Here is a 25957-nt window from a genome sequence, read left to right as displayed (position 1 = left end):
CGTGCGAACAAAAAGCACGGGGCAGGAACCACAGGTGCAGCCGGATGAGCCCAGCCTTCCCTGCGCGATGGTTTTAACGCTTGCTTCGTGCTCTCCCTGGGGACCGGCTTTGTTGCCCCCATCGCCCGCGCTGGTGCTCTCGCATCAACTGCAGGCTTGACCTCGGCATCGGGAGGCCAGGACCACACGACTTCACGTCCGCATCGATGTTGTTCGTCCGCGCAGACCAAGCCACGCTGCAACCCGACACGTCCACCGCCTCCCCGCCTCGCGTCTCGTGACGACCGCGCGAACGCCCCTCTCGTTGAGGCGGGATGGGTGGAGGAGTGACACGGATTCTGGAAAAACGAAAGTGAAACTTTCGACATTGAAGGCGTGATGCGACAGATCACGTTGAGATGGCGCAACAAATTAGTTTTCACCCGCACGCGCTTTTTGCGTCTGGCATGGCTGCGGAGAGCGAACGATCCCGACAAATCGCGCAATTGATTTGCCCGTCGGGCGCAAGCTCCGATTGCTGCGACATGGGTCATGCGACGGGCAATCACACAGAGCTCACACAAAGCGATCGGCACGTGTCGGTCTCGCGACATGGAGTAGCTATCGCGACTTGAGATGCCTGGCAGGCTCCGAATTGGGGCGGCACGAACGTGCGCCGTCGAACGAAAGGCGTGAGATCGCCATGCCGCAGCCAAAAATCTGTTCGAGCGTGGCAGCGACGTGGCGCATGTGAGTAGGGGGCATATCGTGGATTGGAAGCTGGTCGTGTTGACCGCAATTGCGGCGTGTGTCGGGGCTGCGGTCGGTGCGTTCGTCGTCCTGAGCTATGGCGGCGGAGCCATTGAGCATCCAGCGGATGCCAAGTTGCTTGAAATGAGCGTGGGCATGCTGCGGGAGCCGGCACGCGTCGACGACGATCCGCTGCGATCGTGGGCTATCAAGGTCGTCGAGAAGAAGTCGGGCGTGAGCTTCACCGATCCGCAGCGCGCGGCGCTGCTGAAGCGCGCGGCGGGGGGACGGTAGAGCCAGCGGCCTTCTGTGTAGCCGTGCAGAAACCTTAATCGTCACCGTAGCGCTTGAACGTCGGAAGATCCGGCGCGGTGCATATGAAAGCGCCCTCTCCCCTTGTGGGAGAGGGCATCTCGGAAGGTGCGGCAAGCTCGGTGGGGTGAGAGGTATCTCTCCGCGAGCATCATTCGCGGAGAGATACCCCTCACCCAATTGCGTACGTGGACAGGCCGGAGCTACCTTCTCCCACAAGGGGAGAGGGCGCTGTATCGCACAGTCCGCCTAGCCCTCCAACGGGACGTGCTTTGACCACGTCATTGCGAGGAGCGCAGCGACGAAGCAATCCAGAATCTTGTCTTTGGCCCTGGATTGCTTCGCTTCGCTCGCAATGACGGCGGAGAGATCCGTCGCTGGTGGCGATATCTCGCTTTACTGATACGCCGCCACGATATCACCGATCGCGCGCTCCAGCTGCTGCGCGGTCGCGCAGGGGCGGACTACGTTGCAGAAGGTCTGGTAGCGCGGCATCTCGGAATCGCCCCAGCCCCAGGTCATGCGTCCTTCGGGGTTGAGCCAGACCACGCGCTTGGCGCGTTCGGAGATCTGCTTCAGGATGTCGGCGCGCGGGTCGAGCTTGTTGCTGCGGGCGTCGCCGAGCACGATCACGGTGGTCTGCGGCGTCACCGACGCCATGAACTGGCGCTCGAAATCGACCAGCGACGCGCCGTAGTCGGATGAGCCGAAGCCGACCTTGTCCATGATCTCCGCCATGGCCTCCTCGGCCGACTTCGTCTCGAGGATCTCGCTGACCTCGATCAGGTGGCCGGAGAAGGCGAACGACCGGACGTCGCTGACGACGTCGTGCAGGCTGTGGATCAGCAGCAGGAAGAAGTCCGACACCCGGGCAACCGAGCCGGAGACGTCGCACAGCGCCACGATCTTCGGCCGGTCACGATGCCGTCGCTTCCACGCCGTCAGGAAGGGGACGCTGCCCCAGGCCGCGTTCCGCCTGATCGTGCGGCGCACGTCGAGATGGCCGCGGCGCTGGCGCTTGCGCGGCTTGCTGTAGCGCTCGCGCAGACGCCGCGCGATCTGCCGGATCAGCGCCCGCATCGCCGCGACCTGGCGTGGCTCGATGCGCGACAGCTGCGCATTGCGCAGGATCTCGTGGCGCAAATTTTCGGTCTCCTCACGGCCGTACAGCGCCAGCGCCTGTGCAACCGCATCGCGCACCGTCTCGCGCAGGCCGTCGAGCGCGGCCTGCAGCCGCTCGGCGTGAGCCGGATTGCTCTCGGTCAGCGTGTCGAGATCGTCGCGCAGCCGCTGGATGCCCATCGCCTCCAGCATGCGGCTGGAGAACAGGCCGCGCTGGGTGAAATAGCGGATTTCCGACAGGCCGACCGCGCTCGACGCGTTGGCGATCGCAGCGGAGATATCGGTGGTGCTCTGTGCCAGCAGCATCCGGGCGAGCGGGCCGAGCTCGGCGGTCGCCTGCTCGCCGGGCGGCTGCGCCGGTTGCGGCGCTGCGGGCACCTGATCCTGCGTCGCGTCCCGTTGCGCGGCCTCTTCGGCCTGCGCTTGCGCGGGATCGACATGCGCGAAGAACAGGTCGAAGCAGGCGCCGAGCGCCTTCTTCTCATCCTCGCTCTTGGCCAGCGTCAGCAGCAGGCTGTCGCGCAGCACCGTGCGGTCGGCGACGCCAACGCTCGCCACCGCGCGCATCGCGTCGATGCTCTCGGCGGGCGAGACGTGCACCCCGGCGCCCCGCGCGGCGCGAAAGAAGCGGTGCAGGTTCTCCTGCATGCGGGTTCAACCAAAAATGTTCTGGCGCTGCGCCTTGGCGACGAAACTCGTCACCTGCGGCAGCGCCACCTCGATGTCGGACTCGTATTTGAGCAGCACGTTGAGCGTGTCCTTGACCACCTCATGGCCGAGCTCGGCGGCCTGCAGCAGCACCAGCACGCGCGCCCAGTCGATGGTCTCGCTGACGGACGGCTGCTTCTTCAGATCGAGCGTCCTGACGTCGTGGATGAAGGCGACGAGCTGCCGGCGCAAGGTCTGCGAGATGCCGGCGACGCGGCTCTCGACGATGCGCTCCTCCAGCTTCTGCTCGGGAAAGCCGATATGCAGATGCAGGCAGCGCCGCTTCAGGGCGTCGCCGAGATTGCGCTCGGAGTTGGAGGTCAGGATCACCGTCGGCGCTTTCGCGGCGGCGATGCTGCCGAGTTCGGGGATGGTGACCTGGAAATCGGAGAGGATCTCGAGCAGCAGCGATTCGAACTCGGCGTCGGACTTGTCGATCTCATCGATCAGGAGGACGCAGCCTTGCGGCTCCAGCAGCGCCTGCAGCAGCGGCCGCGGCTCGACGAACTCCTTGGAGAAGAACACGTCGCCGAAATCGTGCAGCTGGTCGAGCGCCGCGTGCAGCGTCTGCGCGCCGCCGAGCACCTCGCCGAGCTTGTCCTTCAGGATCTGGGTGTAGAGCAGCTGCTTGGCGTATTTCCACTCGTACAGCGCCTTGGCCTCGTCGAGGCCCTCGTAGCATTGCAGCCGGATCATCTTCAGGCCGCGCCAGGCCGCGATCGCCTTGGCCAGCTCGGTCTTGCCGACGCCGGCCGGGCCTTCGACCAAAATCGGCTTGTCGATGGCCTGCGACAGGTACACCGCGGTCGCGATCTGGCGGCTGGCGATATAGCCCTGCGCCGCAAGGCCGGCTTCGACGGCCTCGATGGCGGCGACGGCTGAAGAGGGGGCCTGCGGATCAGCCACGGATTGCGCTCCGATCGATTGCGGGACCCGGAGCTGACGTGATCGACGTTCCGGTCCCTTGACGTGATTGTCAGGCGAAAACCCTGACTTTTGTTGGCGTTGTGTTATGTCCTGGCTACGCGCCCGGGACACCCTTGTCCAGTGCGTGCGAGGTTGCCCGGGGCGCATGGCTGCCGGCCGCCAACGGACGGACCCTGTAAATCACGCCGAGCGGAATATGAACCGATCCATCCTGCATCTCCTCGTCCTGCTGGTCCTCGTCGTCGGAGGCGGCTGGATCATCGGCGCGTCGAACCTGCCGGGAGCCTGGTACGGCTCGCTGAACAAGCCGCCGTTCACGCCCCCGAACTGGCTGTTTCCGATCGCCTGGACCGTGATCTACATCCTCGTCGCAATCGCCGGCTGGCGCACCTATGAGCGCGTCGAGAGCGGTGCCGTGATGCAGGTATGGTGGGGCCAGCTGGTGCTGAACTTCGCCTGGTCGCCGGTGTTCTTCACCGCGCACCTGATGTGGCTGGCGCTTGTGATCATCGTCAGCATGTTCGTGCTGATCATGGCCTTCATCGTGATGCAATGGCGCGAGGACCGCATCGCAGCGCTGCTGTTCGTGCCCTATGCGTGCTGGGTGGGGTTTGCGTCGGTGCTGAATCTTGCGGTGAACGTACTGAATTGAGATGAGGCGGCGGTGATGGAGCGAAGCTGTAGACGATCCGGCATGCTGCCGCCAACTCCTCCGCTGTCGTCCCTGCGAACGCAGGGACCCATACCGCGGACGGCCGATTGTCGAAAAGGACTCGGAGTCGCCTTTCTCGTTCAACAATCAGGGCCTGTGGTTATTGGTCCCTGCGTTCGCAGGGACGACAGTTTGGGGTGGGGCGGGCGGCTGGGCAAAGTCGCGGCCGACATCCGAGCCCCCCACCCATGAACCTCAAGCAGCTCGAATATTTCGTGCAGGTCGCCGAGCTCGGCTCGTTCAGCAAGGCGGCATCCGTGCTCGACGTGGCGCAGCCGGCGCTGTCGCGGCAGGTGCGGGCGCTGGAATCCGAGCTGAAGCAGCAGCTGTTCGCGCGCAACGGCCGCGGCGTGGCGCTGACCGAGGCCGGCAAGCGGCTCCTCGATCACAGCGTAGGCGTGCTGCAACTGGTGGCGCATGCGCGTGAGGATCTCGGCGCCAGCCGTGACGCGCCGGTCGGCCGCGTCACCATCGGCCTGCCGCCGAGCATCGCTCGCCAGCTGACGCTGCCGCTGATCGAGCGCTTCCGCAAGGAGTTTCCCGCGGCGCGGCTCGCGGTCGTCGAGGGCCTGTCGACGCATGTCGTCGAATGGATCACCAGCGGCCGCATCGACGTCGGCATGGTCTACAATCCCGAAGCGCAGGCCGGCATCGAGATCACGCCGGTGCTGCAGGAGCCGCTCGCACTGGTCAGCCATGCACCGAAGGGCAAGCGCCGTGTCACCGCGCCGCTGCCGATGGCCGAGCTGTCGCGCTACAAGTTGATCATGCCGGAGCGAGTCCATGCGATGCGGCGCCTGCTGGAGACGCAGGCGGCGCTCGCCGGCATCAGGCTCGACATCGCCTGGGAGGTGTCGAGCGTGCCCTCGATCATCGACCTCGTCTGCGCCGGCTACGGCCACGCGGTGCTGACGCCGAGCGGCGTGGCGGCGTCCGGGCGGGCGGGGGAGCTTTCCATCCGGCCGCTGACCGAGCCGGCCCCGACCAGCGTGCTGTGCTTCGTGACCTCAGCGCACAAGCGGCCGACGCCGCTGGCGCAGCAGACCATGAAGCTGGCGACGGCGCTGATCAAGAAATTGCCGCGCTAGTTTGGCTATGCCGATTCGGCTCGGGCAGTGTCACCCTCCCCTGGAGGGGGAGGGTCGCTCGCGCGCGAAGCGGGCGAGCGGGGTGGGGTGATCTCTCTACGTGCACCGGTGCCAGCGGAAAGATCACCCCACCCCGCCTCACGGCTCGCTTCGCGCTCCGTAAGCCGACCCTCCCCCTCCAGGGCCCTCCAGGGGAGGGTGGAAGCTGCGGCGTCCATGTGGGCAGAAGCTGGCAACGGAGATTGTCGAGACCCATTCTAAAATCAGCATGGCTCATCTGATATCTTATGCCATTTCGGAATAGCTGATAGATGCCGCCCGGCGCTGGTGCGGGCTGCTTCGCTCGGTCACATACCCTGTCAAGCCGCCGAAGCTGCAGGACTCGATCGCTTTGGGAACGTGCCCCTGCGGACCTCGGTCAACGAGCCAGAACAGCACCCCAAGGAAAGCAGAAGCGATGCCAACGACCGCCCGTGTCGATGTCCAGGCCTTTCTCGACGACCACAAGTTCTCCGCGTTCCAATGGCTGATCTTCGCGCTCGGCTTCGTCATCGTTCTTCTTGATGGCTTCGACACCGCGGCGATCGGCTTCATCGCGCCGTCGCTGCTGAAGGAGTGGGGGATCGAGAAATCGGCGCTGGGCCCTGTGCTGAGCGCGGCGCTGTTCGGCCTCGCCGGAGGCGCGCTGTTCGCAGGGCCGATCGCCGACCGTCTCGGCCGCAAGGTCGTGCTGGTCGGCTCTGTCATGATCTTCGGCATCGCCTGTCTGGCATCGGCGTTCGCGACCAACCTGACCGAGCTCACCGTGCTGCGTTGTGTCACCGGAATCGGCCTCGGCGCCGCCATGCCCAACGCGGTGACCCTGCTCAGCGAGTACTGCCCGGGCCGGCTGCGCGCGACGATGACCAATCTGATGTTCTGCGGCTTCCCCTTGGGTGCTGCACTCGGAGGCTTCCTCGCGGCCTGGATGATCCCGCAATGGGGCTGGCGCAGCGTGCTGGTGCTCGGCGGCGTCACGCCGCTGGTGCTGACCGTGCTGCTGATCGCGATCCTGCCGGAGTCGGTGCACTATTTGCTGTCGCGCGGTGCGAGCGTCGAACGTGTCCGCAAGGTGATGCGCAGGATCTCGGCTGCGGCCTCTGAGGTCGGCCAGTTCGTGATGCTCGAGCCGGAGCACGCCGAGACCACCCGCCGCGTCAATGCCACCGGCATCGGCATGGTGCTGTCGCCTGTGCTGCGCATCGGCTCGCTGATGCTGTGGGTCACCTATTTCATGGGCCTGGTGATCTTCTATTCGCTGATCAATTGGATGCCGATCCTGTTCAAGGATGTCGGGCTCAACCCGCAGACGGCCACGCTGATTTCGGCGCTGTTTCCGCTCGGCGGCGTCGGCGCGGTGTTCTTCGGCTTCCTCATGGACCGGTTCAACGCCAACCGTATCGTCGCGGTCGGCTATGCCCTGACCGCGGTGACGATCTTCCTGATCGGGCAGGCGGTCGGCAACATCGGCTTCCTGGTGGTGATCGTGTTCGTCGCCGGCGTGGTCATGAACACGGCACAGTCGTCGCTGCCGGCGCTGGCCGCGGCGTTCTATCCGACCCAGGGTCGGGCCACCGGCGTGGCCTGGATGATGGGCATTGGCCGCTTCGGCGGTATTGCCGGCTCCTTCCTGGTCGCCGAGCTGACCGCGCGGCACCTGACCTTCAGCGAGATTTTCACCGTGATCGCGGTTCCCGGCTTGATCGCAGCGCTCGCCCTTGTGGTAAAGCAGGCCGTGGGACCGACGGGCCGCGCCAGCGGCAAGGATGTCGGCTCCGCCGTGGTGGCGCATTGAACGGTTCGCAGCGGCCGGAACGAGAGCAATTTTCGAGGGAGAGACTGACGTGATCATCGACGTGCACGGCCATTACACGACGGCCCCGAAGGCGCTGGAAGAGTGGCGCAACCGGCAGATCGCGGGCATCAAGGATCCTTCCGTGATGCCGAAGGTGTCCGAACTCAAGATCAGCGACGACGAGCTGCGCGAGAGCATCGAGAGCAACCAGCTCAAGAAGATGAAGGAACGCGGCAGCGACCTCACCGTGTTCTCGCCGCGCGCGAGCTTCATGGCGCACCACATCGGCGACTTCCAGGTGTCCTCGACCTGGGCCGGCATCTGCAACGAGCTGTGCTACCGCGTCAGCCAGCTGTTCCCGGACAATTTCATCGGCGTCGCGATGCTGCCGCAGTCGCCGGGCGTCGACCCCAAGACCTGCATTCCCGAACTCGAGAAGTGCATCAAGGAGTACGGCTTCGTCGGCATCAATCTCAACCCGGATCCCTCGGGCGGCCACTGGACCTCGCCGCCGCTGTCGGATCGGCACTGGTATCCGATCTACGAGAAGATGGTCGAGCTCGACATCCCCGCGATGATCCACGTCTCGACCAGCTGCAACGCCTGTTTCCACACCACCGGCGCGCATTATCTCAACGCCGACACCACGGCGTTCATGCAGTGCCTGACCTCGGACCTGTTCAAGGACTTCCCGACCCTGAAGTTCCTGATCCCGCATGGCGGCGGCGCCGTGCCGTATCACTGGGGCCGGTTCCGGGGTCTCGCCCAGGAGATGAAGAAGCCGCTGTTGAAGGATCACCTGCTCAACAACATCTTCTTCGATACCTGCGTCTATCATCAGCCCGGCATCGACCTGCTGACCGGCGTGATCCCGATCGACAACATCCTGTTCGCGAGCGAGATGATCGGTGCTGTCAGAGGGATCGATCCCGAGACCGGCTTCTACTACGACGATACCAAGCGCTACATCGAGGCCGCCAAGCTGACCCCCGAGCAGCGCCACCAGATCTACGAAGGCAATGCGCGGCGCGTGTTCCCGCGGCTCGACGCCGCGTTGAAGGCTCAGGGCAAGTAATTTAGGGACAGCGGATATGAGCACACCCATGAACAATCTCGGCATCGTCAAGAAGGGCATCACCCGCGCGGACAAGGCAGCGGTGGAGAAGCTGTCCAAGTTCGGCGTCGCCACCATCCACGAGGCGATGGGTCGGGTCGGCCTGATGCAGTGCTACATGAGGCCGATCTATCCGACGGCGAAGATGTGCGGCACCGCCGTCACCGTGCTGCTGCAGCCCGGCGACAATTGGATGCTGCATGTCGCGGCCGAGCAGATCCAGCCCGGCGACGTCGTCGTCGCCGCCTGTACGGTGGAGAACACCGACGGCTTCTTCGGCGATCTCCTCGCCACCAGTTTTCGCGCCCGCGGCGCCCAGGGCCTCGTCATCGACGGCGGCGTGCGTGACGTTGCCGATCTCACCGAGATGCAGTTCCCGGTGTTTTCGCGCGCCATCAGCGCCCGCGGCACGGTCAAGGCGACGCTCGGCTCGGTCAATATTCCCGTGGTCTGCGCCGGTGTCGCCGTCAATCCGGGCGACGTGATCGTTGCCGACGTCGACGGCATCGTCGTGGTGCCGGCCGCGGTCGCGCACCAGGCGGCCGACGCGGCAGCGGCGCGCGAGGCCAATGAGGCCGAAAAGCGCGAGAAGCTGGCGTCGGGCGTGCTCGGCCTCGACATGTACAAGATGCGTGAGCCGCTGGCGAAGGCCGGGCTCAAATACATCGATTGAGTGGCATGACGACAGCGTCTAACCAATGGCATGTCGGGCTGATCGGCTACGGCGAGGTCGGTAAGATCCTCGCCGAGGATCTGCGCAAAGATGGCGTGCGCGTTTCGGCCTATGATGTCAAACTGGCTGATAGCCGAGGCGACGCGATGCGCAGTCACGCCGAGAGCATCGGCGTGACGCTGACGGCATCGCATGCCGAGCTCGCGGCGCAGGCCGACTTCATCGTTTCCGCGGTCACCGCCAGCCAGGATGTGGCCGTGGCGGAGGCCTGCGCGCCTGCGGTGAAGGCCGGCACCTGGTTCCTCGACTTCAACTCGGCCTCGCCCGGCGCCAAGCAGCGCGCGGCCGCGCTGATCGACGGCGCCGGCGGGCGCTATGTCGAAGGCGCGGTCATGACATCGGTGCCGCCGTATCGCATCAAGGTGCCGCTGCTGCTGGGAGGCGCCGGGGCGCGCGAGCTGGCGCCGCTGCTCAACGACCTCGGCTTTGCCGCCAAGCCTGTCAGCGACAAGCTTGGTGTGGCGTCGGCGACCAAGATGTGCCGCAGCATCATGATCAAGGGCCTTGAGGCCATGGTCATCGAGAGCTTCACCACCGCGCGCGCCTATGGCGTCGAGGACGCCGTGCTGGCCTCGCTGAAGGAGACTTTTCCGGGCATCGACTGGGAGAAGCAGGGTGCCTATTTCTTTCAGCGCGTCATCGAGCATGGCCGCCGCCGTGCCGAGGAGGTTCGGGAAGTCGCCGAGACCGTGCGTGACATCGGGCTGACGCCGTGGTCGGCGCAGGGCACCGCCGAGCGCCAGGCCTGGGTGGCCGATCTCGCCGATGACGGCCTGTTCGGCACGCGCGGCACGAAAGAATTCGCGCGCAGCCTGGACTGGCGCACCGAGGCCGATCGTATCATCAACAAGATCAAATCCAAGGAGTAGGGAACCTCATGGAGTTCCAGAAGACCCCGGGATGGCTGGACTGGTACGACGGCCCCTCGAAGCCGCGCTTCAAGGTGCCGGCCGGCAGTGTCGATGCGCATTGCCACGTGTTCGGTCCCGGCGCCGAATTCCCCTACGCGCCCGAGCGCAAATACACGCCCTGCGACGCCTCCAAGCAGCAGCTCTATGCATTGCGCGACCATCTCGGCTTCGCCCGCAACGTCGTGGTGCAGGCGACCTGCCACGGCGCCGACAACCGCGCCATGGTCGATGCGCTCGTGCATTCCAGCGGCAAGGCGCGCGGCGTCGCCACCGTCAAGCGCAGCGTCACCGATGATGAACTGAAGGCGATGCACGATGCCGGCGTGCGCGGTGTCCGCTTCAACTTCGTCAAGCGCCTGGTCGACTTCACGCCGAAGGACGAACTGATCGAGATCGCCAACCGCATCAACAAGCTCGGCTGGCATGTCGTGATCTATTTCGAAGCCGTCGATCTGCCGGAGCTGTGGGACTTCTTCACCGCGCTGCCGACCACGGTCGTGGTCGACCACATGGGCCGTCCTGATGTGAACAAGCCGGTCGACGGCCCGGAGTTCGAGCTGTTCGTGAAGTTCATGCGCGAGCACAGCAACGTCTGGTCCAAGGTGAGCTGCCCGGAGCGTCTGTCGGTCAAGGGACCGCCGGCGCTGAACGGCGAGCAGAACGCCTATCGCGACGTGGTGCCGTTCGCGCGGCGCATCGTCGAGACCTTCCCGGACCGCGTGCTGTGGGGCACCGACTGGCCGCATCCGAATCTCAAGGACCACATGCCCGACGACGGCCTGCTGGTCGATTTCATTCCGCATATTGCCGTCACCGCGGAGCTGCAGCAGAAGCTCCTGGTCGACAATCCGATGCGGCTGTACTGGCCCGAAGAATCCTGAGGAGGGAAGCGATGTCGCTCGACAAACCCTATACCGACGTTCCCGGCACGACCATCTTCGACGCCGACATGTCGCGGATGGGCTATCATCTCAACCAGTTCTGCATGTCCTTGATGAAGGCGGAGAACCGCGCCCGCTTCAAGGCCGATGAGCGCGCCTATCTCGACGAATGGCCGATGAGCGAGGAGCAGAAGCAGGCGGTGCTCGACCGCGACCTCAACCGCTGCATTGCGCTCGGCGGCAACATCTACTTCCTCGCCAAGATCGGCGCGACCGACGGCAAGAGTTTTCAGCAGATGGCCGGCAGCATGACCGGCATGACCGAAGACCAGTACCGCGAGATGATGATCAAGGGCGGCCGCTCGGTCGAGGGCAACCGCTACACCGGGGAGAAGAAGTAAATGGCAAAAATCTCCGCAAGCGTTTTCACCTCGCACGTCCCGGCGATCGGCGCGGCCCTCGACCTCGGCAAGACCGGTGAGGATTATTGGAAGCCGGTGTTCGCCGGCTACGACTTTGCCAAGCAGTGGGAGAAGGAGCAGAAGCCTGACGTCGTGTTCCTGGTCTTCAACGACCACGCGACCGCCTTCAGCCTGGACATGATTCCCACGTTCGCGATCGGCACCGCGGCCGAGTATCAGCCTGCCGACGAGGGCTGGGGCCCGCGCCCGGTGCCCAAGGTGATCGGGCATCCGAAGCTCGCCGCACATATCGCGCAGTCGGTGATCCAGGACGATTTCGACCTCACCATCGTCAACAAGATGGACGTCGACCACGGCCTCACCGTGCCGCTGAGCCTGATCTTCGGCCAGGTCGATGCCTGGCCGTGCCCGGTGATCCCGTTCGCCGTCAACGTCGTGCAATATCCGGTGCCGTCGGGCCGCCGCTGCTTCATGCTGGGCAAGGCGATCCGCAAGGCGATCGAGAGCTATGACGAGCCGCTCAACGTGCAGATCTGGGGCACTGGCGGCATGAGCCACCAGCTGCAGGGCCCGCGCGCCGGCCTGATCAATCGCGAATGGGACAACGCCTTCCTGGACAGGCTGATCAACGATCCGGAAGGGCTGTCCAAGGTGCCGCATATCGACTACGTCCGCGAGGCCGGCAGCGAGGGCATCGAGCTGGTGATGTGGCTGATCGCGCGCGGCGCCATGAGCGACGTCAACGAGACCAAGAAGGGCAACGCGCCGACCGTGCGTCACCGCTTCTACCATGTGCCGGCCAGCAACACCGCTGTCGGCCATGTGATCCTGGAGAACAACTAAATGGCCAACACGATCAAGGTCGCGCTTGCCGGCGCCGGCGCCTTCGGCATCAAGCATCTCGACGGCATCAAGAACATCGACGGCGTCGAGGTGGTGTCGCTGGTCGGCCGCCGCTTCGACCAGACCAAGGAAGTCGCCGACAAATACGGCATCAAGCACGTCTCGACCGAGCTTTCCGACAGCCTCAAGCTGCCGGAGGTCGGCGCGGTCATTCTCTGCACGCCGACGCAGATGCATGCGGCACAGGCGATCGACTGCCTCAAGGCCGGCAAGCACGTGCAGGTCGAGATCCCGCTCGCCGACTCCTTGAAGGACGCGCAGCAGGTCGTCGAGTTGCAGAAGGAGACGGGCCTGGTTGCGATGTGCGGCCACACCCGCCGCTTCAACCCCAGCCACCAGTTCGTGCACAAGAAGATCAAGGCCGGCGAGTTCCACATCCAGCAGATGGACGTGCAGACCTATTTCTTCCGCCGCACCAACATGAACGCGCTGGGCCAGCCGCGCAGCTGGACCGACCATCTGTTGTGGCACCACGCCGCTCACACGGTGGACCTGTTCGCCTATCAGGCGGGCTCGCCGATCGTGAAGGCCAATGCGGTGCAGGGACCGATCCATCCTAATCTCGGCATCGCCATGGACATGTCGATCCAGCTCAAGGCCGCCAACGGCGCGATCTGCACCTTGTCGCTGTCGTTCAACAATGACGGCCCGCTCGGCACCTTCTTCCGCTACATCGGCGACACCGGGACGTATATCGCCCGCTACGACGATCTGGTGAACGGCAAGGAGGAGAAGATCGACGTCTCGAAGGTCGACGTCTCCATGAACGGCATCGAGCTGCAGGACCGTGAGTTCTTCGCCGCGATCCGCGAGGGCCGCGAGCCGAACGCGAGCGTCGCCCAGGTGCTGCCCTGCTACCAGGTGCTGCACGACCTCGACGAGCAGCTCGCCAAGGGCTGAGACAATTGTCCTCCTCGCGCGCGTGGCGCGCGGGGAGGACACGTCTAAGTGGACTGCGTCCGCCGCGCGCCTATGGCGCCTTCGACGGCTTCAGCTTGGGCAGCGTCGCCACGATCTTCTGCTTGCCGTCCACGATCTCGGCCAGGAAGCTCTCGCGATCGATGTCGCCATTCTGGTCCCAGCTCGCTTCCATCAGCATCCCCGGTGCCTTGTCGGGCGTCAGCGTCAGCCCCTTCATGGTGGCGCCGAAGGCGTGGCCGTCGAACTTGCCGATCATCTCGGTCACGTATTTGACGAGGTAGACGGCGGTGTAGCCCTTGATCCCGTTGTGGTCCGGCGCGTAGCGGTAGCGCTGGGTGAACTTTCTTGCAAATTCCTGAATTGCGGGGATCGGCGCATCCGCGCTGAGGCCGACATGGCCCCGGACGCCATTGGCAGCAGCACCTGCCAGCTCCACGACCTTCTGGCTCAGCAGCGTGGTCTCGCCGAACAGCGGCACCGACAATCCCTGCCGCTTGGCTTCGATCAGGAAGCGCGCGCTTTCCTCCTCGTTGGTGTAGACGAAGGCGGCGTCGGCTTTGACGTTCTTCAACTTGATCACGTCCGAGCCGAAATCCACCTGGCCCTGCTCGGTCGAGATATCCGACACCACCTCGATGCCTCTTGTCTTCATCTCCTTGACGAAGCTGTCGTGGCCGCCCTTGCCGAAATCGTTGTTGACCCAGACCACCGCGACCGATTTCACCTTCAGCTGGTCGTGCAGGTAATTGGCGATCTTCGGCATGCTGAACTGCTGTCCGAAGGCGGTGCGGAAGATCCAGGGATTGCCTTGGGTGGTGATATCAGCGGCCTCGGCGCCGACGATCTGCGGCACCTCCGCCTGCTGGGTCAGCGCCATGTTGACCTTGACCGAGCCGGAGTAGATCGGACCAAGCACGACATAAGGCTCGCGATCGAGCACCTTCTGGACCTGGGCGCGCGAGACGCCGGGATTGCTCTGGGTGTCGAGATGCTCGGTTGCGATCTTGCGGCCCAGAATGCCGCCGGCCGCGTTGAGCTCGTCGACGGCGAGCGCAACGCCGTCGCGCCAGTTCGTGCCCGATACGGCACCTGGACCGGACAGCTCGACCACGTCCGGAATGTAGACCGTGTTCTCGGCATGCGCATGAAAGCCCCACAGCGAAGCGGCCAGCGCAACGCCGCTCAGTCGTCCCAGATGTCTCACGATATCCTCCCCCTTATTTTTTCTTATGGTGACGAACTCATCGGTGTCTCTGCAAAGCCCAGCAGCCGCGATGGCGTTCGCCATAGCAGCCGATGCTGATCGTTGGGATCTGGAAAGATCGCGGTGATGCCGGCCAGCAGCGGCCCGTAATCGAGGCGTTCGGGCGCGCGCAGAAACGGCCAGTCCGAGCCCCAGACGCAACGATCGAGCGTGAAGGCATCGACGAGCGCGGCGATGAACGGCCACGTATCGGCGTAGGGATAGGGCTGCCGCGCGAACTTGTAGGTGCCGGATAGCTTCACAAAGGCATCACGCTCGCGGCCGAGCGCGAGCAGCGCCTGGAAGGCGGCGCGTTCCAGCCCATGTTCGACGGCAGGCCGGCCGCAGTGATCGAACACGAGACGGACTTTTGACCTTTCAATGAGCGGCAGCAGGTCGAGCAGCTGATCCTGCTCGACCTGGACCTGCAGGAACAGGTCGAGGTCGGCCAGCTTCTCCAGCAGCGCTGCGGCATCGCGGTAATAGTCGGTGCCGTGAAACGGCACGTTGAAGGCGATGCCGATGACGCCGGCGGCCTTGAGCCGTTGCAGCTCCTTGATCTCGACACCCTTCTCGACGACCGCGACGCCCTTGAACCGCCCGTTTCCGAGTTGGAGCGTATCGAGCAGGATGCGGCTGTCCGAACCATAGCCAGAATTGGTCGCCACGATCAGCGCATGGCGCACGTCGAAGACATCGAGCACGCGGATGAGATGCGCGGCAGGCGCGATCTCCTGACCGCTCGGACGGTATGGCGTGTCCGTCGCATAGGGAAAGCGGGCGGGGTCGGTGACGTGGATGTGGCAGTCGATCCTCGGGCTTACCGGAAGTGCCATGGTCGACTGTTCCTGACCGACGTTCAGAACGTCGCTTGAATGGCCTTGATCAACTCGGGCGTGACGTCGGGCAGCACGCCGAACCAGGCCTTGAAGGCGAGACGTGCCTGGTTGAGCAGCAGGCCGAGCCCGTTCACAGTCGTACAGCCGCGGGCACGCGCATCTGCCAGAAAGGGCGTTTCGAGCGGGGTGTAGATCAAGTCTGCCACGAGCGTCCTGGCTGAGAGTCGCCCCAGATCGATCTCCAGCGACGGCTTGCCGATCATGCCGCGATCGGTGCTGTTGATCAGCAGCGCGGCATCTGCGACGGCCGCGGAGCGATCGTCCCACGCCACCGTGCTGATGGCCGATCCGAACTCGGTCGCGATGGCCTGCGCCTTCTCGGCAGTGCGGTTACTGATGCGGATGTCGCGGGCACCGTTCTCGAGCAGCGCAACCACCACGGCGCGCGCGGCGCCGCCGGCACCGAGCAGCAGAATCGGGCCTTTGTCGGCGCGCCAGTCCGGTCTCGCATCGCGCAGGCTCTGAACGAAGCCGTTGCCGTCATTGTTGAAGCCGCTCAGCGTGCCGTCCGCTTCGACGACGATGGTGTTCACGGCGCCGATGCGACGCGCGGTGTCGTTGACCCGATCGAGCAGCGCCATCGCGGTCTGCTTGTGCGGCATGGTGACGTTGCAGCCGCGAAAGCCAAGCGCCACCAGCCCGACAAGGGCATCCTTGAGTCGCTCCGGCTGAACCGCCAGCGGCACATAGGTGCCGCGCAGGTTGTGCGCGTTGAGCCAGAAATTGTGGATCGCGGGAGAGCGGGAGTGAGTGACGGGCATGCCGATGACGCCGGCCAATCCGAATCCGTTCGCGTGCGACATGCTGCGCTACGACCTCCCACCCTTCAGACCTCGACCTGTCCCGGCCGATGACGAATCCGTCTTATGATCAATGATCCACACAGGCAATTGAAACATTCAGACATAATATCCTCTCGCAATGCAGTGCATCGTTGCCTCGATGCGCCGTTCGGGTGCACCATCGCGGAGCCCTCGCTCGGGCAAAACGGGGGCGATGATTCACCTCTCGCCGCCCGTCTACCCGGCGAATTCCGACCGGACCCAAAGGATCGCCATTGACCGTGCAATCGCCGCCACCCATGGCCACCGAAAGTTTCACCGATGCAGCTGCGGCGGTGGCGCGCCTCGAAGACATCTACGAGCGCAATACCGCGTTCCTGCGCGGGCACTTCGAGGCCTATGCCAATGGCGTCGTGCCGGCGACGCGGATCCGGGCGACTTATCCATTCGTTCGTCTGACCACGTCGAGCCACGCGCGGCTCGACTCGCGGCTGGCCTATGGCTTCGTTGCCGGGCCGGGCGTCCACGAGACCAGCGTGACGCGCCCGGATCTGTTCCGCTCCTATCTGACCGAGCAGATCCGCCTGCTGATCGAAAACCATGGCGTGCCGGTCGAGATCGGCGAGTCGGCCGAGCCGATCCCGGTGCATTTCGCCTATCGGCGCGACATCAACATCGAGACGGCGCTGCCGCATCACGAGAGCCCGCTGGTGACGCGCTCGCTGCGCGACGTGTTCGATGCGCCGGATCTCGCCACGATGGACGACGCCATCGCCGATGGCACGCTCAAGCTCAAGCCGGACATGCCCGAGCCGTTGTCGCTGTTCCGCGCTGCGCGCGTCGACTACTCGCTGCGCCGGCTCTATCACTACACAGGGACCGATCCGGACCACTTCCAGAACTTCGTGATCTTCACGAACTATCAGTTCTATGTCGAGGCCTTCGCCGATTGGGGCCGCCAGCAGCTCGCGGCCGGGCAGGGCGCCGCCGAGGCGTTCGTCGAGCCCGGCAATGTCATCACCCGCAATGGGCGCCTCGGCGGCGGCACGACGGGGTCGGCGCCGGCGCGCACGCCGCAGATGCCGGCGCTTCATCTGGTCGAGCCGGGGCATCAGGGCATCACGCTGATCAACATCGGCACCGGCCCGTCGAATGCGCGCAACGTCACCGATCACATCGCGGTATTGCGTCCGCACGCCTGGCTGATGGTCGGACACTGCGCGGGTCTGCGCAACACGCAGCGGCTCGGCGACTACGTGCTCGCCCACGGCTACGTCCGCGAGGACCACGTGCTCGACCAGGAGCTGCCGCCCTGGGTGCCGATCCCGGCGCTGGCCGAGGTGCAGGTCGCGCTCGAAGAGGCTGTGGAGACGGTGACCGGCTATTCCGGCTTCGAGCTGAAGCGGGTGATGCGCACCGGCACGGTCGCCAGCGTCGACAACCGCAACTGGGAGATCTCCGGCCCCGCCGTGATCCGCCGGCTGTCGCAGTCGCGGGCCGTCGCGCTCGACATGGAGTCGGCCGCCATCGCCGCCAACGGCTATCGCTTCCGCGTGCCCTACGGCACCTTGCTCTGCGTCTCCGACAAGCCGCTGCATGGCGAGATCAAGCTCGCCGGCATGGCCAGCGATTTCTACCGGCAGCGCGTCGGCCAGCACCTCCAGATCGGCCTGAAGGCGCTGGAGCTGTTGAAGCACCAGGAGTCGGAACGGCTGCATTCGCGCAAGCTGCGCAGCTTCGCCGAGGTCGCGTTTCAGTAGCGCGCGGCTGCTTCGGATCAGCGCGCCCGGCGCTGGTCGAAGGCCTGACGTGCCTGCTCGACCTCCGGCATCTTGGCGATCGTCCAGGCATAGAGCGCGCGGAACGGCGGCTGCAAGGTGCGGCCGAGTGGCGTGATCTCGTATTGGACCGCGACCGGCGAGTCCGCGATCACCTCGCGTGCCACCAGGCCGTTGCGCTCGAGACGGCGCAGGCATTGAGTCAGCGCCTTCTGGGTCACGCCCTCGAGCTGCTTCTTGATCGCGTTGAAGCGCAGCGGCCCGGAGTCGAGCACGGCCAACACCATCATCGACCATTTGTCGGCGATCTGGTCGATCAGCACCCGGCTCGGGCATTCCGAGGAGAAGTGCTGCGGCTTGCAGCGAGGCGGGGCGGTCTCGGACGTCGACACATCGGTCACGATGGTGGTTTCCTCGGGTATACCTGAGCGACTTCGGGTGCCTGATTGACTTCAGGTTTACGAAGTATACTGGAGCGGTTCCGAACGCAATGGAGCTCCCTGAATGTCCGACCTCGATACCAGCGTGCTGTTTCGTCCGTTTCGTCTGAAGACGCTGGAGCTGAAGAACCGCATCGTCATGGCGCCGATGACGCGCAATGCGGCGCCGAAGGGAATTCCCGGCGAGGCCAACACCGCCTATTACCGCCGCCGCGCCGAAGGCGGGGTGGGGCTGATCCTGTCCGAAGGGACCGTCATCAACCGCCCGGCGTCGCGCAACGAGCCAGGCATCCCGTTCTTCCATGGCGACGCAGCGCTGGCCGGCTGGCAGAGCATCGCGAGCGCCGTGCACGCCGCCGGCGGCCGCATGGGGCCGCAGATCTGGCATACCGGCTCGACGAAGGGCATGAGCCGCTGGGAGCCCGACGCGCCGGTCGAGAGCCCGTCCGGGCTGGTTGCGCCGGACAAGCCGCGCGGCAACACGATGACCGAGAACGACATCGCCGACACCGTCGCGGCTTTCGCGCAGGCTGCTGTTGACGCCAAGCGGATCGGCTTCGACACGGTCGAGGTTCACGGCGCGCACGGCTATCTGGTGGACGAGTTCTTCTGGTCGGGCACCAACAAGCGCGAGGACCGCTATGGCGGCCCGACCATCAAGGAGCGCTCGCGCTTCGCCGGCGAGATCGTCGCCGCGATCCGCAAGGCCGTCGGCTCCGATTTCCCGATCATCCTGCGCGTCAGCCAATGGAAGCAGCAGGACTATGCGGCCCGTCTCGCCGAAACCCCGGCGCTGATGGCCGACTGGCTGCAGCCGCTGGTCGATGCCGGCGTCGATATCCTGCACTGCTCGCAGCGGCGCTTCTGGGAACCGGAATTCCCGGATGTCGACGGCGACAAGGGGCTCAACTTCGCGGGCTGGGCCAAGAAGATCACCGGCGCCGCAACCATCAGCGTCGGCTCGGTTGGCCTCGCCGGTGACTTCTTCTCGGCGTTCGCCGGCAAACCGTCGACGACGGCCGATCTCGACGCGCTGCTGGAGCGCATGGCCAAGGACGAGTTCGATCTCATCGCCGTCGGCCGCGCGCTGATCAGCGATTCCGACTGGGTCGCCAAGATCAAGTCGGGTGACAAGGCGGGGCTCAAGGGCTTCAACGCCGCCGATCTGGGTGAGCTGGTTTGAGCTGCTGATGGGCTCGGTCATGTGGGTTTGTTCGAGTTCTCCTCTCGCGGCCCTAGACGGGCTGCGGCGTTAGTTGGATTCGATCAGTAACCACCCGATCGGTGTACCCTCTCGCCTTGCGGGAGAGGGTGGAGCGCATGAGCGGAGCGAAATGCGAGCCGGGTGAGGGGGCTCTCTCCGCATAAGCGCATGCGGATGCAGACCCTCACCCGCCTGCGATGCTTCGCATCTCAGTGCACCCTCTCCCGCAAGGAGGGAGGGTGCACTGCGTTCGCCATGAGATGTTCCTACCTCTCTCCTACGAGGGAGATGGTCTACGCGCCGAAGCCAAGTCATTCTCCTCATATCTCGTTCGACGCCTGCCGCGTCTCCTGATCAATGCACCGCCAACTCCAGATACATCGGGCTGCGGAACGTCGAGGACGGCATCCAGGGCAGCTGCTCCTGGGTACGGCGATAGTTCGGCACCACCTTGTGCAACTCGTCGAAGGCGATCTTGATTGCCATGCGCGCGATCGCGGAGCCAAGGCAGGCGTGCACGCCGCCGCCGAAGCCGAGATGGCCGCGCGGTTTGCGCCTGATGTCGTAGACATCGGGATTGGCGAACTGGCGTTCGTCGCGATTGGCGGAGCCGTAGGCGAGGCAGACGAAATCGCCCTCGCGCATGGTCTGGCCGTGCAGGGGGACGTCCTTCTGCAGGCAGCGGCGGAAGCGCTGGGCCGAGGTGTTGAAGCGCAGCGACTCCTCCACGGCATCTGCCAGCAGATCGGGATTGGCGACCACGGCCTGGCGCGCCTCGGCGTGATCGGCAAGGTTGTAGGCCAGCATGCTCATGAAGCCGCCGAGGGACTCGATGCCGGCCATGATCAAGGTCGTCGTGGTCAGCAGCACCTCGCGCTCGTCGAGCTTGTCGCCGTCGATCTCGGCCATGCTGAAATGCGAGATCAGATCGTTCTGCGGTCGCGCGCGCCGTTCGGCAATGATGCCGGCCGCGTAGTCCTGCATCCAATTGTAGGCCGCGATGTGCTGCGGTCCCTTGGCGCGGCTCACCGGATCGCTCTGCACCATCAGCACCGCCTTGTCGCGCACCGTCTGCTCGTCACCGAGCGGCAGTCCCAGCGCTGCGAACAGCACGCGCACCGTGAACTTCGAGGAGAAGGCCTCGATGAAGTCGAAGCGGTCCTGGCCGCGCAGCGCCTCGGCGCTGTCGCGCGCGATGTCGCGAATGGGACCGGACAGGCTCTCGAGATTGCGCTTCATGAAGGCGTGCTGGACGAGGCCGCGCAGCCGGTCGTGGCGCGGCGGATCGGTGGTGCCGAGCGTCGCGCCGGCGCGGTTCGGCAGCTCGGTCATCAGGTTGCCCTTGGCGGAGGAATAGGTCTGCCAGTTGGTGCCGGCCGCCGCGACATCGGCATAGCGCGACAGGATCCACACTTGAGCCTGAGGGCTCCAGAAGCAGGGGTGCTCGTCGCGCAGGGTCTTGTAGAACGGGAACGGGTCGGCATCGACCGCGGGCGAATAGGGGTCGAACGTGAACATCTTGGGCCTCCTCTCCATTGAGTGTGGTCATTGTTGTTCTTTTCACTGATCTAGCCGAGCCGTGGCCGCGGCGTGAGACACGAACGCCGGTCAAGACTTGCACTTTTCCGACATTCTGGTTTAGCTCACGCTCATGCCGCGCTTTCGCACCAAGCCGTCGATCCCCGCGTTCGCGCTGTACGGCGAGGCCTCCGCCGCACAGCCGGACATGCTGCACATCGAGCCGATCCAGGTGCGCAGCAAGCTCTATCGCTGGGAGATCGAGGCCCATACCCATCAGGGCCTGCACCAGATCCTCTGGGTCGCCTCCGGCCCGGCGGAGATCGCCTTGGACGAAAGCCGCGAGCGCTGCACCGGTCCGGTCGCCGTGATCATTCCCCCCGGCGTGGTCCACGCCTTCCGTTTCTCGCGCGACACCGACGGCCATGTGCTGACGTTCAACCCGCGGGCCGTGATCGAGGGCGACGTGCCGGCGACCGGCGAGGCGTTGCGCGACTTGTTTGCAGCGCCGCAAATCCTTCATCTGGAGCCGCAGGCCGTTGCGACGGGCCGGATCGGCGCGCTGTTCGTCGACCTTGCCGATGAGTTCGCCGCCGCCGATTCCGCGGCGTCGCCGGTGCCGCATTGGCTCGGACGATCGATCGTGTGGCGCCTGGCGCAGCAGAGCGCGCGGCAGTCGCAGGGCGCGCGGCGCGGCAGCGGGCATGCTGATCTGTTCACGCGCTTCATCGTGCTGGTCGAGGCGCGTCACCGCGATCACTGGTCGGTGGCGCGCTATGCCGACGAGCTCGGCATGACGCCGGAGCGGCTCAACCGGTTGACGCGGGCCGAGACCGGCCAGTCCGCGCTCGACATCGTCCATGCGCGGCTCGCGCGCGAGGCGTGCCGGCGGCTCACCTATATTGCAGCGCCGGTCTCGAAGCTGGCGTTCGAGCTCGGCTTCAAGGACCCGGCCTATTTCTGCCGTTTCTTCAAGCGCCATACCGGGGCGAGCCCGCGCGACTACCGCCGTGCGATGGGCGTTAGTGACAGCACCGCGCTTGCGGCGCACTGAGCGGCGCAGCCGGATACCGCCGTCACGCTCCTTTTGCAGCGCGGCATGGTGTCGGAAAAGTGCAAGAGAATGCAGCGTCCATCCAAGTGACAAAGCGCGTTTCTTGCTAGAATCCGCGACTGAAAAGCAAACACAACAACCGCGTTTGCGCGAATCCGGGAGAACACGCCCATGAAAGTCCAAGTCTGCATCATCGGCGGCGGCCCCTCGGGCCTGATGCTGTCGCAGCTCCTGCACCTGCAGGGCATCGACACGATCATCCTGGAGAAGTCGAGCCGCGACTACGTGCTGTCGCGCATCCGCGCCGGCGTGCTCGAGCACGGCTTCGCCGAGCTGATGCGCGAGGCGCAATGCGGCGAGCGCATGGACCGCGAGGGCGAGATCCATCACGGCTTCTACATCGCCCATGACGGCAAGCTCGACCGCGTCGACCTGCACAAATATTCCGGCGGCAATTCGGTGATGGTGTATGGCCAGACCGAGCTGACGCGCGATCTCTACGAGGCCCGCGACAAGCTCGGCGGCAAGGTCGTGCACAACGCGGCCGACGTGACGCCGCACGACATCGCCTCCGACAAGCCCTACGTGACCTATCGCAGCGGCGACGAGGTGATCCGCGTCGACTGCGACTACATCATCGGCGCCGACGGCTTTCATGGCGTCAGCCGCAAATCGATCCCGCACGACAGGCTGAAGGAATTCGAGCGGGTCTACCCGTTCGGCTGGCTCGGCGTGCTGTCGCGCACCAAGCCGGTGTCGCCGGAGCTGATCTACGCCAAGCACGAGCGGGGCTTCGCGCTGTGCTCGCTGCGTTCGCAGGTGCTGAGCCGCTACTACGTCCAGGTGCCGCTCACCGACAAGGTCGAGGACTGGAGCGACGATGCGTTCTGGGAGGAGCTGAAGCGCCGCCTGCCGGCCGAGGTCGCCGCCAAGCTGATCACGGGGCCGTCGATCGAGAAGAGCATCGCGCCGCTGCGCAGCTTCGTCGCCGAGCCGATGCGCTATGGCCGGCTGTTCCTTGCCGGCGACGCCGCCCACATCGTGCCGCCGACCGGCGCGCGCGGGCTGAACTCGGCCGCGTCCGACATCTATTATCTCTACCACGCGCTGCTCGATCACTACAAAAAGGGCGACGACACCGGCATCGACGGCTATTCGCAGCGCGCGCTGGCTCGGATCTGGAAGGCGCAGCGCTTCTCCTGGTGGATGACGACGCTGCTGCATCGCTTCCCCGACCGGCTGTCCTACGACGACAGGCTGCAGGACACCGAGCTCGCCTACCTGTTCTCCTCCGAGGCGGCGCAGCGGTCGCTGGCGGAGAACTATGTCGGGCTGCCGTTCTAGCTGAAGGCCTGCTACAACAGCCGAAGCGAATCCGCGCTGGCTCGGCGCGGATGAGAGGTCCCGGCCCAACGGGACCGTCGAGGGAAGGAACTGACCATGAGATGGACGAGCTTGCCTCGCGCGAGCGCAATGGCTGTTTTGAGCTCGCTGACCGGGCTGTCTTGCGCTAGCGCCGCAACCTGGCTCGGCGACGCCGCGACGACCTGTAGCGGATTGGCCGGCATGTCCGATGGCGCGGTGCGGATCGATACGGCCGCGATGCAGACACCGTCGGAGTTGTCCGTCGCCGAAAAGGCGGGCTCGCCGGCCGCGCGTGTCGTTCCGGCCAATCCCGCCTTCTGCAAGGTGCTCGGGCATATCGAGCCGAAGGATCCGGCGGCGCCTCCAATCAAGTTCGAGGTCAATCTTCCCAGCGACTGGAACGGCCGCTCGCTGCAATATGGCGGCGGCGGTTTCAACGGCGTCCTGATCACGGGGCTCGGCCTGCCGCCGGCCTATCCGTTCGACAAGCCTTCGCCGCTCGCGCGCGGCTTCGTCACCTACGGCACCGATTCCGGCCATGAGGCGAAGCCGGGCGAGCCGCCGCAGACCTTCGCGCTCAACGACGAGGCGTTCGAGAACTTCGCGCACGTTGCCTACAAGAAGGTGCGCGATGCGGCCGTTGCCATTGTCCAGCGTGCCTACGGCAGGACGCCGGAACGAATGTACTTCATGGGCTCCTCCGAGGGCGGCCGCGAGGCGCTGACCATGGCGCAGCGCTATCCCGACGATTTCGACGGCATCTTTGCCCGCGTGCCCGTGATCAACTGGGTCGGGCTGCAGCATGCCGGCACGCGTGGCGGGCTGGTCACGATGGGCGAGGGATGGATCAGCCCGGCGCAGGTCAAGCTGGTGGCGGATGCTGTGCGCAAGAGCTGCGACAAGGCTGATGGCGTCGAGGACGGGCTGGTCGCCGACGCCGTCGGCTGCAAGGCGAGCTTCAAGCCGGAGAGCCTGCGCTGCCCCGACGGCAAGAGTGGCGACGCCTGTCTGAACGATGCGCAGATCCAGGCGATCACGACCTTGCACGCGCCCTACAAGTTCTCGTTTGCCCTGGCCAACGGGCTCGACGATTATCCGGGCTGGGGCGTCTCCGGCGAGGACACCGAGGGCTTCGCCTCGGCCGGCGGGTGGATCTCGTGGTGGCTCGGCAAGGCGGCGCCGACGCAGCCACCGACGCCCGCCAACGGCATCGCCTGGGTGTTCGGCGCCGGCGGCACGCAATATGTATTCGCGCGCGATCCGAAGCTCGATGTCACCAGATATCGGCCGGAGGATTACAAGGACCGTCTGCTGCAGGTCTCGCAGCTGATGGACTCCACCGATCCCGATCTCAGCCGCTTCCGCGACCATGGCGGCAAGCTGGTGATGCTCGAGCATCTGGCCGACTACGCGCAGAGCCCCTATGCCGGCATCCGCTATTTCGAGAGCGTGGAGCGCAAGCTCGGCAAGGCGGAGACCTCGGCGTTCGTGCGGCTCTACACCGCGCCGGGCGTCGATCACGTCGGCAACGGCGCGCCGGCCAATGTCGACATGCTGAGCGTGCTGGTGGACTGGGTCGAGACCAGCAAGGCGCCGGGCGATCTGCATGTCGCGGAGCAGAAGATCGAAGCGCCGGCGTTCACGGTCACGCGCAGCCTGCCGTTGTGCCGCTGGCCGGCCTGGCCGCGCTACAAATCGGGTCCGGTCGAGCAGGCCGCGAGCTTCAGTTGCGCGCCGTAGCGGGGCAGGGTGGAGGAGGGCGTGAGGATAATGCATCGTCTCTCCTCCGTCATTGCATCTCTCCTTCGGTGCATCTCTCCTCGTCATTGCGCTCGCAATGACGCATGGTGAGACGGAACGCTTGTGCCACAAACCCCGCTGTCGTCCCGGCGAACGCCGGGACCCATAACCCCAGGGAGTGGTTTGAGGCAGGCTGGTAGTTGCTATCTCGCGCCCCACATCGGCCGCGGCGTATGGGTCCCGGGTCGGCGCCGCGACGCGCCTTGCACGTCACGGCTTGCCCGGGACGACAGCGGTGGGTGGAGCTGCTTCACGGCTCAAACAGCGATCGACATGAGCACGTAATCTCGCGGCCGATCAGGCCCGAGCTCTGCGATCAGTTCGTCCCTCCGGAAATGCAGAGGGCGCAGGGAATGCCGGGTGAAGGCCTCACCCATGGCCCGCCTGCGAAAAGAATGCAGGCGGCAGGTACCACAGGTGCAGCCGTAACCGGCATTCCCTGCGCGATGGTCTTCACGCTTATACGCAGTCTCCCTGGTGCGCCGGCTTTTTGGCCACCATCCCCAGCGCAATGCGCTCGCATTGCGCCAGGTTGATACCAGCATCGGGGTATCAGG

23 protein-coding genes are annotated in these 25957 nt (G+C 65.3%); 16 read left to right on the top strand and 7 right to left on the bottom strand.

What is annotated here, in order from left to right; all coding sequences use genetic code 11:
* Window positions 1–747 precede the first annotated feature (747 nt).
* A complete protein-coding gene (locus S58_RS25820; RefSeq protein ID WP_015668336.1) occupies window positions 748–1023 on the top strand; it encodes a hypothetical protein in 276 nt (91 codons plus the stop codon).
* A 414-nt stretch (window positions 1024–1437) separates the two neighbouring features.
* On the opposite strand, the gene S58_RS25815 is transcribed toward S58_RS25820, so the two are convergent.
* Both S58_RS25815 and S58_RS25810 read right to left on the bottom strand, forming a co-directional pair.
* Window positions 1438–2811, bottom strand: coding sequence for a VWA domain-containing protein (locus tag S58_RS25815; protein ID WP_015668335.1), 1374 nt, complete (start codon window positions 2809–2811; stop codon window positions 1438–1440).
* Between the two features lie 6 nt (window positions 2812–2817).
* Window positions 2818–3777 (bottom strand): AAA family ATPase, encoded by a 960-nt coding sequence (locus S58_RS25810; RefSeq protein ID WP_015668334.1) that lies wholly within the window; start codon window positions 3775–3777, stop codon window positions 2818–2820.
* Window positions 3778–3994: 217 nt separating this feature from the next.
* Between S58_RS25810 and S58_RS25805 the strand changes: the two genes are divergently transcribed.
* From S58_RS25805 to S58_RS25760, 10 genes are all read left to right on the top strand, one after another.
* Window positions 3995–4450 (top strand): TspO/MBR family protein, encoded by a 456-nt coding sequence (locus tag S58_RS25805; protein ID WP_015668333.1) that lies wholly within the window; start codon window positions 3995–3997, stop codon window positions 4448–4450.
* A 248-nt stretch (window positions 4451–4698) separates the two neighbouring features.
* On the top strand, window positions 4699–5598 hold the full coding sequence (locus tag S58_RS25800; protein WP_015668332.1) for a LysR family transcriptional regulator: 900 nt from the start codon (window positions 4699–4701) through the stop codon (window positions 5596–5598).
* Window positions 5599–6055: 457 nt separating this feature from the next.
* Window positions 6056–7432 carry an MFS transporter gene (locus S58_RS25795; RefSeq protein ID WP_015668331.1) on the top strand — a complete coding sequence of 459 codons (1377 nt, stop codon included), beginning with the start codon at window positions 6056–6058 and terminating at the stop codon, window positions 7430–7432.
* A gap of 49 nt (window positions 7433–7481) precedes the next feature.
* Entirely contained in the window at window positions 7482–8507 is a 1026-nt protein-coding gene (locus tag S58_RS25790; RefSeq protein WP_015668330.1) for an amidohydrolase family protein, read from the top strand.
* A 16-nt stretch (window positions 8508–8523) separates the two neighbouring features.
* Window positions 8524–9219, top strand: a complete 696-nt coding sequence (ligK, locus tag S58_RS25785; RefSeq protein ID WP_173424438.1) for a 4-carboxy-4-hydroxy-2-oxoadipate aldolase/oxaloacetate decarboxylase — start codon at window positions 8524–8526, stop codon at window positions 9217–9219.
* 5 nt (window positions 9220–9224) lie between these two features.
* Window positions 9225–10148, top strand: coding sequence for a DUF1932 domain-containing protein (locus tag S58_RS25780; RefSeq protein WP_015668328.1), 924 nt, complete (start codon window positions 9225–9227; stop codon window positions 10146–10148).
* An 8-nt stretch (window positions 10149–10156) separates the two neighbouring features.
* Window positions 10157–11071 carry an amidohydrolase family protein gene (locus S58_RS25775; RefSeq protein WP_015668327.1) on the top strand — a complete coding sequence of 305 codons (915 nt, stop codon included), beginning with the start codon at window positions 10157–10159 and terminating at the stop codon, window positions 11069–11071.
* A gap of 11 nt (window positions 11072–11082) precedes the next feature.
* Window positions 11083–11472: a protocatechuate 4,5-dioxygenase subunit alpha gene (ligA, locus tag S58_RS25770; protein ID WP_015668326.1), complete on the top strand. Its 390-nt coding sequence runs from the start codon at window positions 11083–11085 to the stop codon at window positions 11470–11472.
* Window positions 11473–12336, top strand: coding sequence for a class III extradiol dioxygenase subunit beta (locus S58_RS25765; RefSeq protein ID WP_015668325.1), 864 nt, complete (start codon window positions 11473–11475; stop codon window positions 12334–12336).
* The gene (locus S58_RS25760) at window positions 12337–13296 is read left to right on the top strand and encodes a Gfo/Idh/MocA family oxidoreductase (protein WP_015668324.1); all 960 of its coding nucleotides are present in this window, start codon (window positions 12337–12339) and stop codon (window positions 13294–13296) included.
* Between the two features lie 70 nt (window positions 13297–13366).
* Here S58_RS25760 and S58_RS25755 read toward each other — a convergent pair whose 3' ends face one another.
* Genes S58_RS25755 through S58_RS25745 form a run of 3 tightly spaced genes read right to left on the bottom strand, consistent with a single transcriptional unit; the run spans window position 13367 to window position 16262 of the window.
* Window positions 13367–14521 carry an ABC transporter substrate-binding protein gene (locus S58_RS25755; protein ID WP_015668323.1) on the bottom strand — a complete coding sequence of 385 codons (1155 nt, stop codon included), beginning with the start codon at window positions 14519–14521 and terminating at the stop codon, window positions 13367–13369.
* A gap of 23 nt (window positions 14522–14544) precedes the next feature.
* Entirely contained in the window at window positions 14545–15396 is an 852-nt protein-coding gene (locus tag S58_RS25750; RefSeq protein ID WP_015668322.1) for an amidohydrolase family protein, read from the bottom strand.
* A gap of 23 nt (window positions 15397–15419) precedes the next feature.
* Complete coding sequence (locus S58_RS25745) at window positions 15420–16262, bottom strand: shikimate dehydrogenase (protein WP_015668321.1); 843 nt, start codon at window positions 16260–16262, stop codon at window positions 15420–15422.
* A gap of 278 nt (window positions 16263–16540) precedes the next feature.
* Here S58_RS25745 and S58_RS25740 point away from each other — a divergent pair, with 278 nt between their 5' ends.
* A complete protein-coding gene (locus tag S58_RS25740) occupies window positions 16541–18001 on the top strand; it encodes an AMP nucleosidase (protein WP_244440641.1) in 1461 nt (486 codons plus the stop codon).
* A gap of 17 nt (window positions 18002–18018) precedes the next feature.
* Here the strand turns inward: S58_RS25740 and S58_RS25735 are convergent, their stop codons facing one another.
* A complete protein-coding gene (locus S58_RS25735; protein WP_042340936.1) occupies window positions 18019–18342 on the bottom strand; it encodes a winged helix-turn-helix transcriptional regulator in 324 nt (107 codons plus the stop codon).
* A 181-nt stretch (window positions 18343–18523) separates the two neighbouring features.
* On the opposite strand from S58_RS25735, the gene S58_RS25730 reads away from it, so the two are divergent.
* Window positions 18524–19642 carry an NADH:flavin oxidoreductase gene (locus S58_RS25730; protein WP_015668318.1) on the top strand — a complete coding sequence of 373 codons (1119 nt, stop codon included), beginning with the start codon at window positions 18524–18526 and terminating at the stop codon, window positions 19640–19642.
* 375 nt (window positions 19643–20017) lie between these two features.
* On the opposite strand, the gene S58_RS25725 is transcribed toward S58_RS25730, so the two are convergent.
* Window positions 20018–21181, bottom strand: coding sequence for a cytochrome P450 (locus S58_RS25725; RefSeq protein ID WP_015668317.1), 1164 nt, complete (start codon window positions 21179–21181; stop codon window positions 20018–20020).
* A 133-nt stretch (window positions 21182–21314) separates the two neighbouring features.
* Between S58_RS25725 and S58_RS25720 the strand changes: the two genes are divergently transcribed.
* From S58_RS25720 to S58_RS25710, 3 genes are all read left to right on the top strand, one after another.
* Window positions 21315–22235, top strand: coding sequence for a helix-turn-helix domain-containing protein (locus S58_RS25720; protein ID WP_015668316.1), 921 nt, complete (start codon window positions 21315–21317; stop codon window positions 22233–22235).
* A gap of 171 nt (window positions 22236–22406) precedes the next feature.
* Window positions 22407–23579 (top strand): 4-hydroxybenzoate 3-monooxygenase, encoded by a 1173-nt coding sequence (gene pobA, locus S58_RS25715; protein ID WP_015668315.1) that lies wholly within the window; start codon window positions 22407–22409, stop codon window positions 23577–23579.
* A gap of 129 nt (window positions 23580–23708) precedes the next feature.
* Complete coding sequence (locus S58_RS25710) at window positions 23709–25340, top strand: tannase/feruloyl esterase family alpha/beta hydrolase (RefSeq protein ID WP_244440640.1); 1632 nt, start codon at window positions 23709–23711, stop codon at window positions 25338–25340.
* Window positions 25341–25957 lie beyond the last annotated feature (617 nt).

It is taken from the genome of Bradyrhizobium oligotrophicum S58 (genome assembly GCF_000344805.1).
GTDB lineage: Bacteria > Pseudomonadota > Alphaproteobacteria > Rhizobiales > Xanthobacteraceae > Bradyrhizobium > Bradyrhizobium oligotrophicum.
Note: the sequence above shows the minus strand (reverse complement) of the source record. Positions and strands in the feature narration are given on the sequence as shown.

Bases quoted from the DNA above. Each gene is read 5' to 3' on its own strand.
- S58_RS25815 (WP_015668335.1), bottom strand. From the start codon at position 2,811: ATGCAGGAGAACCTGCACCGCTTCTTTCGCGCCGCGCGGGGCGCCGGG.
- S58_RS25805 (WP_015668333.1), top strand. From the start codon at position 3,995: ATGAACCGATCCATCCTGCATCTCCTCGTCCTGCTGGTCCTCGTCGTC.
- S58_RS25800 (WP_015668332.1), top strand. From the start codon at position 4,699: ATGAACCTCAAGCAGCTCGAATATTTCGTGCAGGTCGCCGAGCTCGGC.
- S58_RS25795 (WP_015668331.1), top strand. From the start codon at position 6,056: ATGCCAACGACCGCCCGTGTCGATGTCCAGGCCTTTCTCGACGACCAC.
- ligK (WP_173424438.1), top strand. From the start codon at position 8,524: ATGAGCACACCCATGAACAATCTCGGCATCGTCAAGAAGGGCATCACC.
- S58_RS25780 (WP_015668328.1), top strand. From the start codon at position 9,225: ATGACGACAGCGTCTAACCAATGGCATGTCGGGCTGATCGGCTACGGC.
- S58_RS25775 (WP_015668327.1), top strand. From the start codon at position 10,157: ATGGAGTTCCAGAAGACCCCGGGATGGCTGGACTGGTACGACGGCCCC.
- ligA (WP_015668326.1), top strand. From the start codon at position 11,083: ATGTCGCTCGACAAACCCTATACCGACGTTCCCGGCACGACCATCTTC.
- S58_RS25765 (WP_015668325.1), top strand. From the start codon at position 11,473: ATGGCAAAAATCTCCGCAAGCGTTTTCACCTCGCACGTCCCGGCGATC.
- S58_RS25760 (WP_015668324.1), top strand. From the start codon at position 12,337: ATGGCCAACACGATCAAGGTCGCGCTTGCCGGCGCCGGCGCCTTCGGC.
- S58_RS25750 (WP_015668322.1), bottom strand. From the start codon at position 15,396: ATGGCACTTCCGGTAAGCCCGAGGATCGACTGCCACATCCACGTCACC.
- S58_RS25745 (WP_015668321.1), bottom strand. From the start codon at position 16,262: ATGTCGCACGCGAACGGATTCGGATTGGCCGGCGTCATCGGCATGCCC.
- S58_RS25740 (WP_244440641.1), top strand. From the start codon at position 16,541: ATGGCCACCGAAAGTTTCACCGATGCAGCTGCGGCGGTGGCGCGCCTC.
- S58_RS25730 (WP_015668318.1), top strand. From the start codon at position 18,524: ATGTCCGACCTCGATACCAGCGTGCTGTTTCGTCCGTTTCGTCTGAAG.
- S58_RS25725 (WP_015668317.1), bottom strand. From the start codon at position 21,181: ATGTTCACGTTCGACCCCTATTCGCCCGCGGTCGATGCCGACCCGTTC.
- S58_RS25720 (WP_015668316.1), top strand. From the start codon at position 21,315: ATGCCGCGCTTTCGCACCAAGCCGTCGATCCCCGCGTTCGCGCTGTAC.
- pobA (WP_015668315.1), top strand. From the start codon at position 22,407: ATGAAAGTCCAAGTCTGCATCATCGGCGGCGGCCCCTCGGGCCTGATG.
- S58_RS25710 (WP_244440640.1), top strand. From the start codon at position 23,709: ATGGCTGTTTTGAGCTCGCTGACCGGGCTGTCTTGCGCTAGCGCCGCA.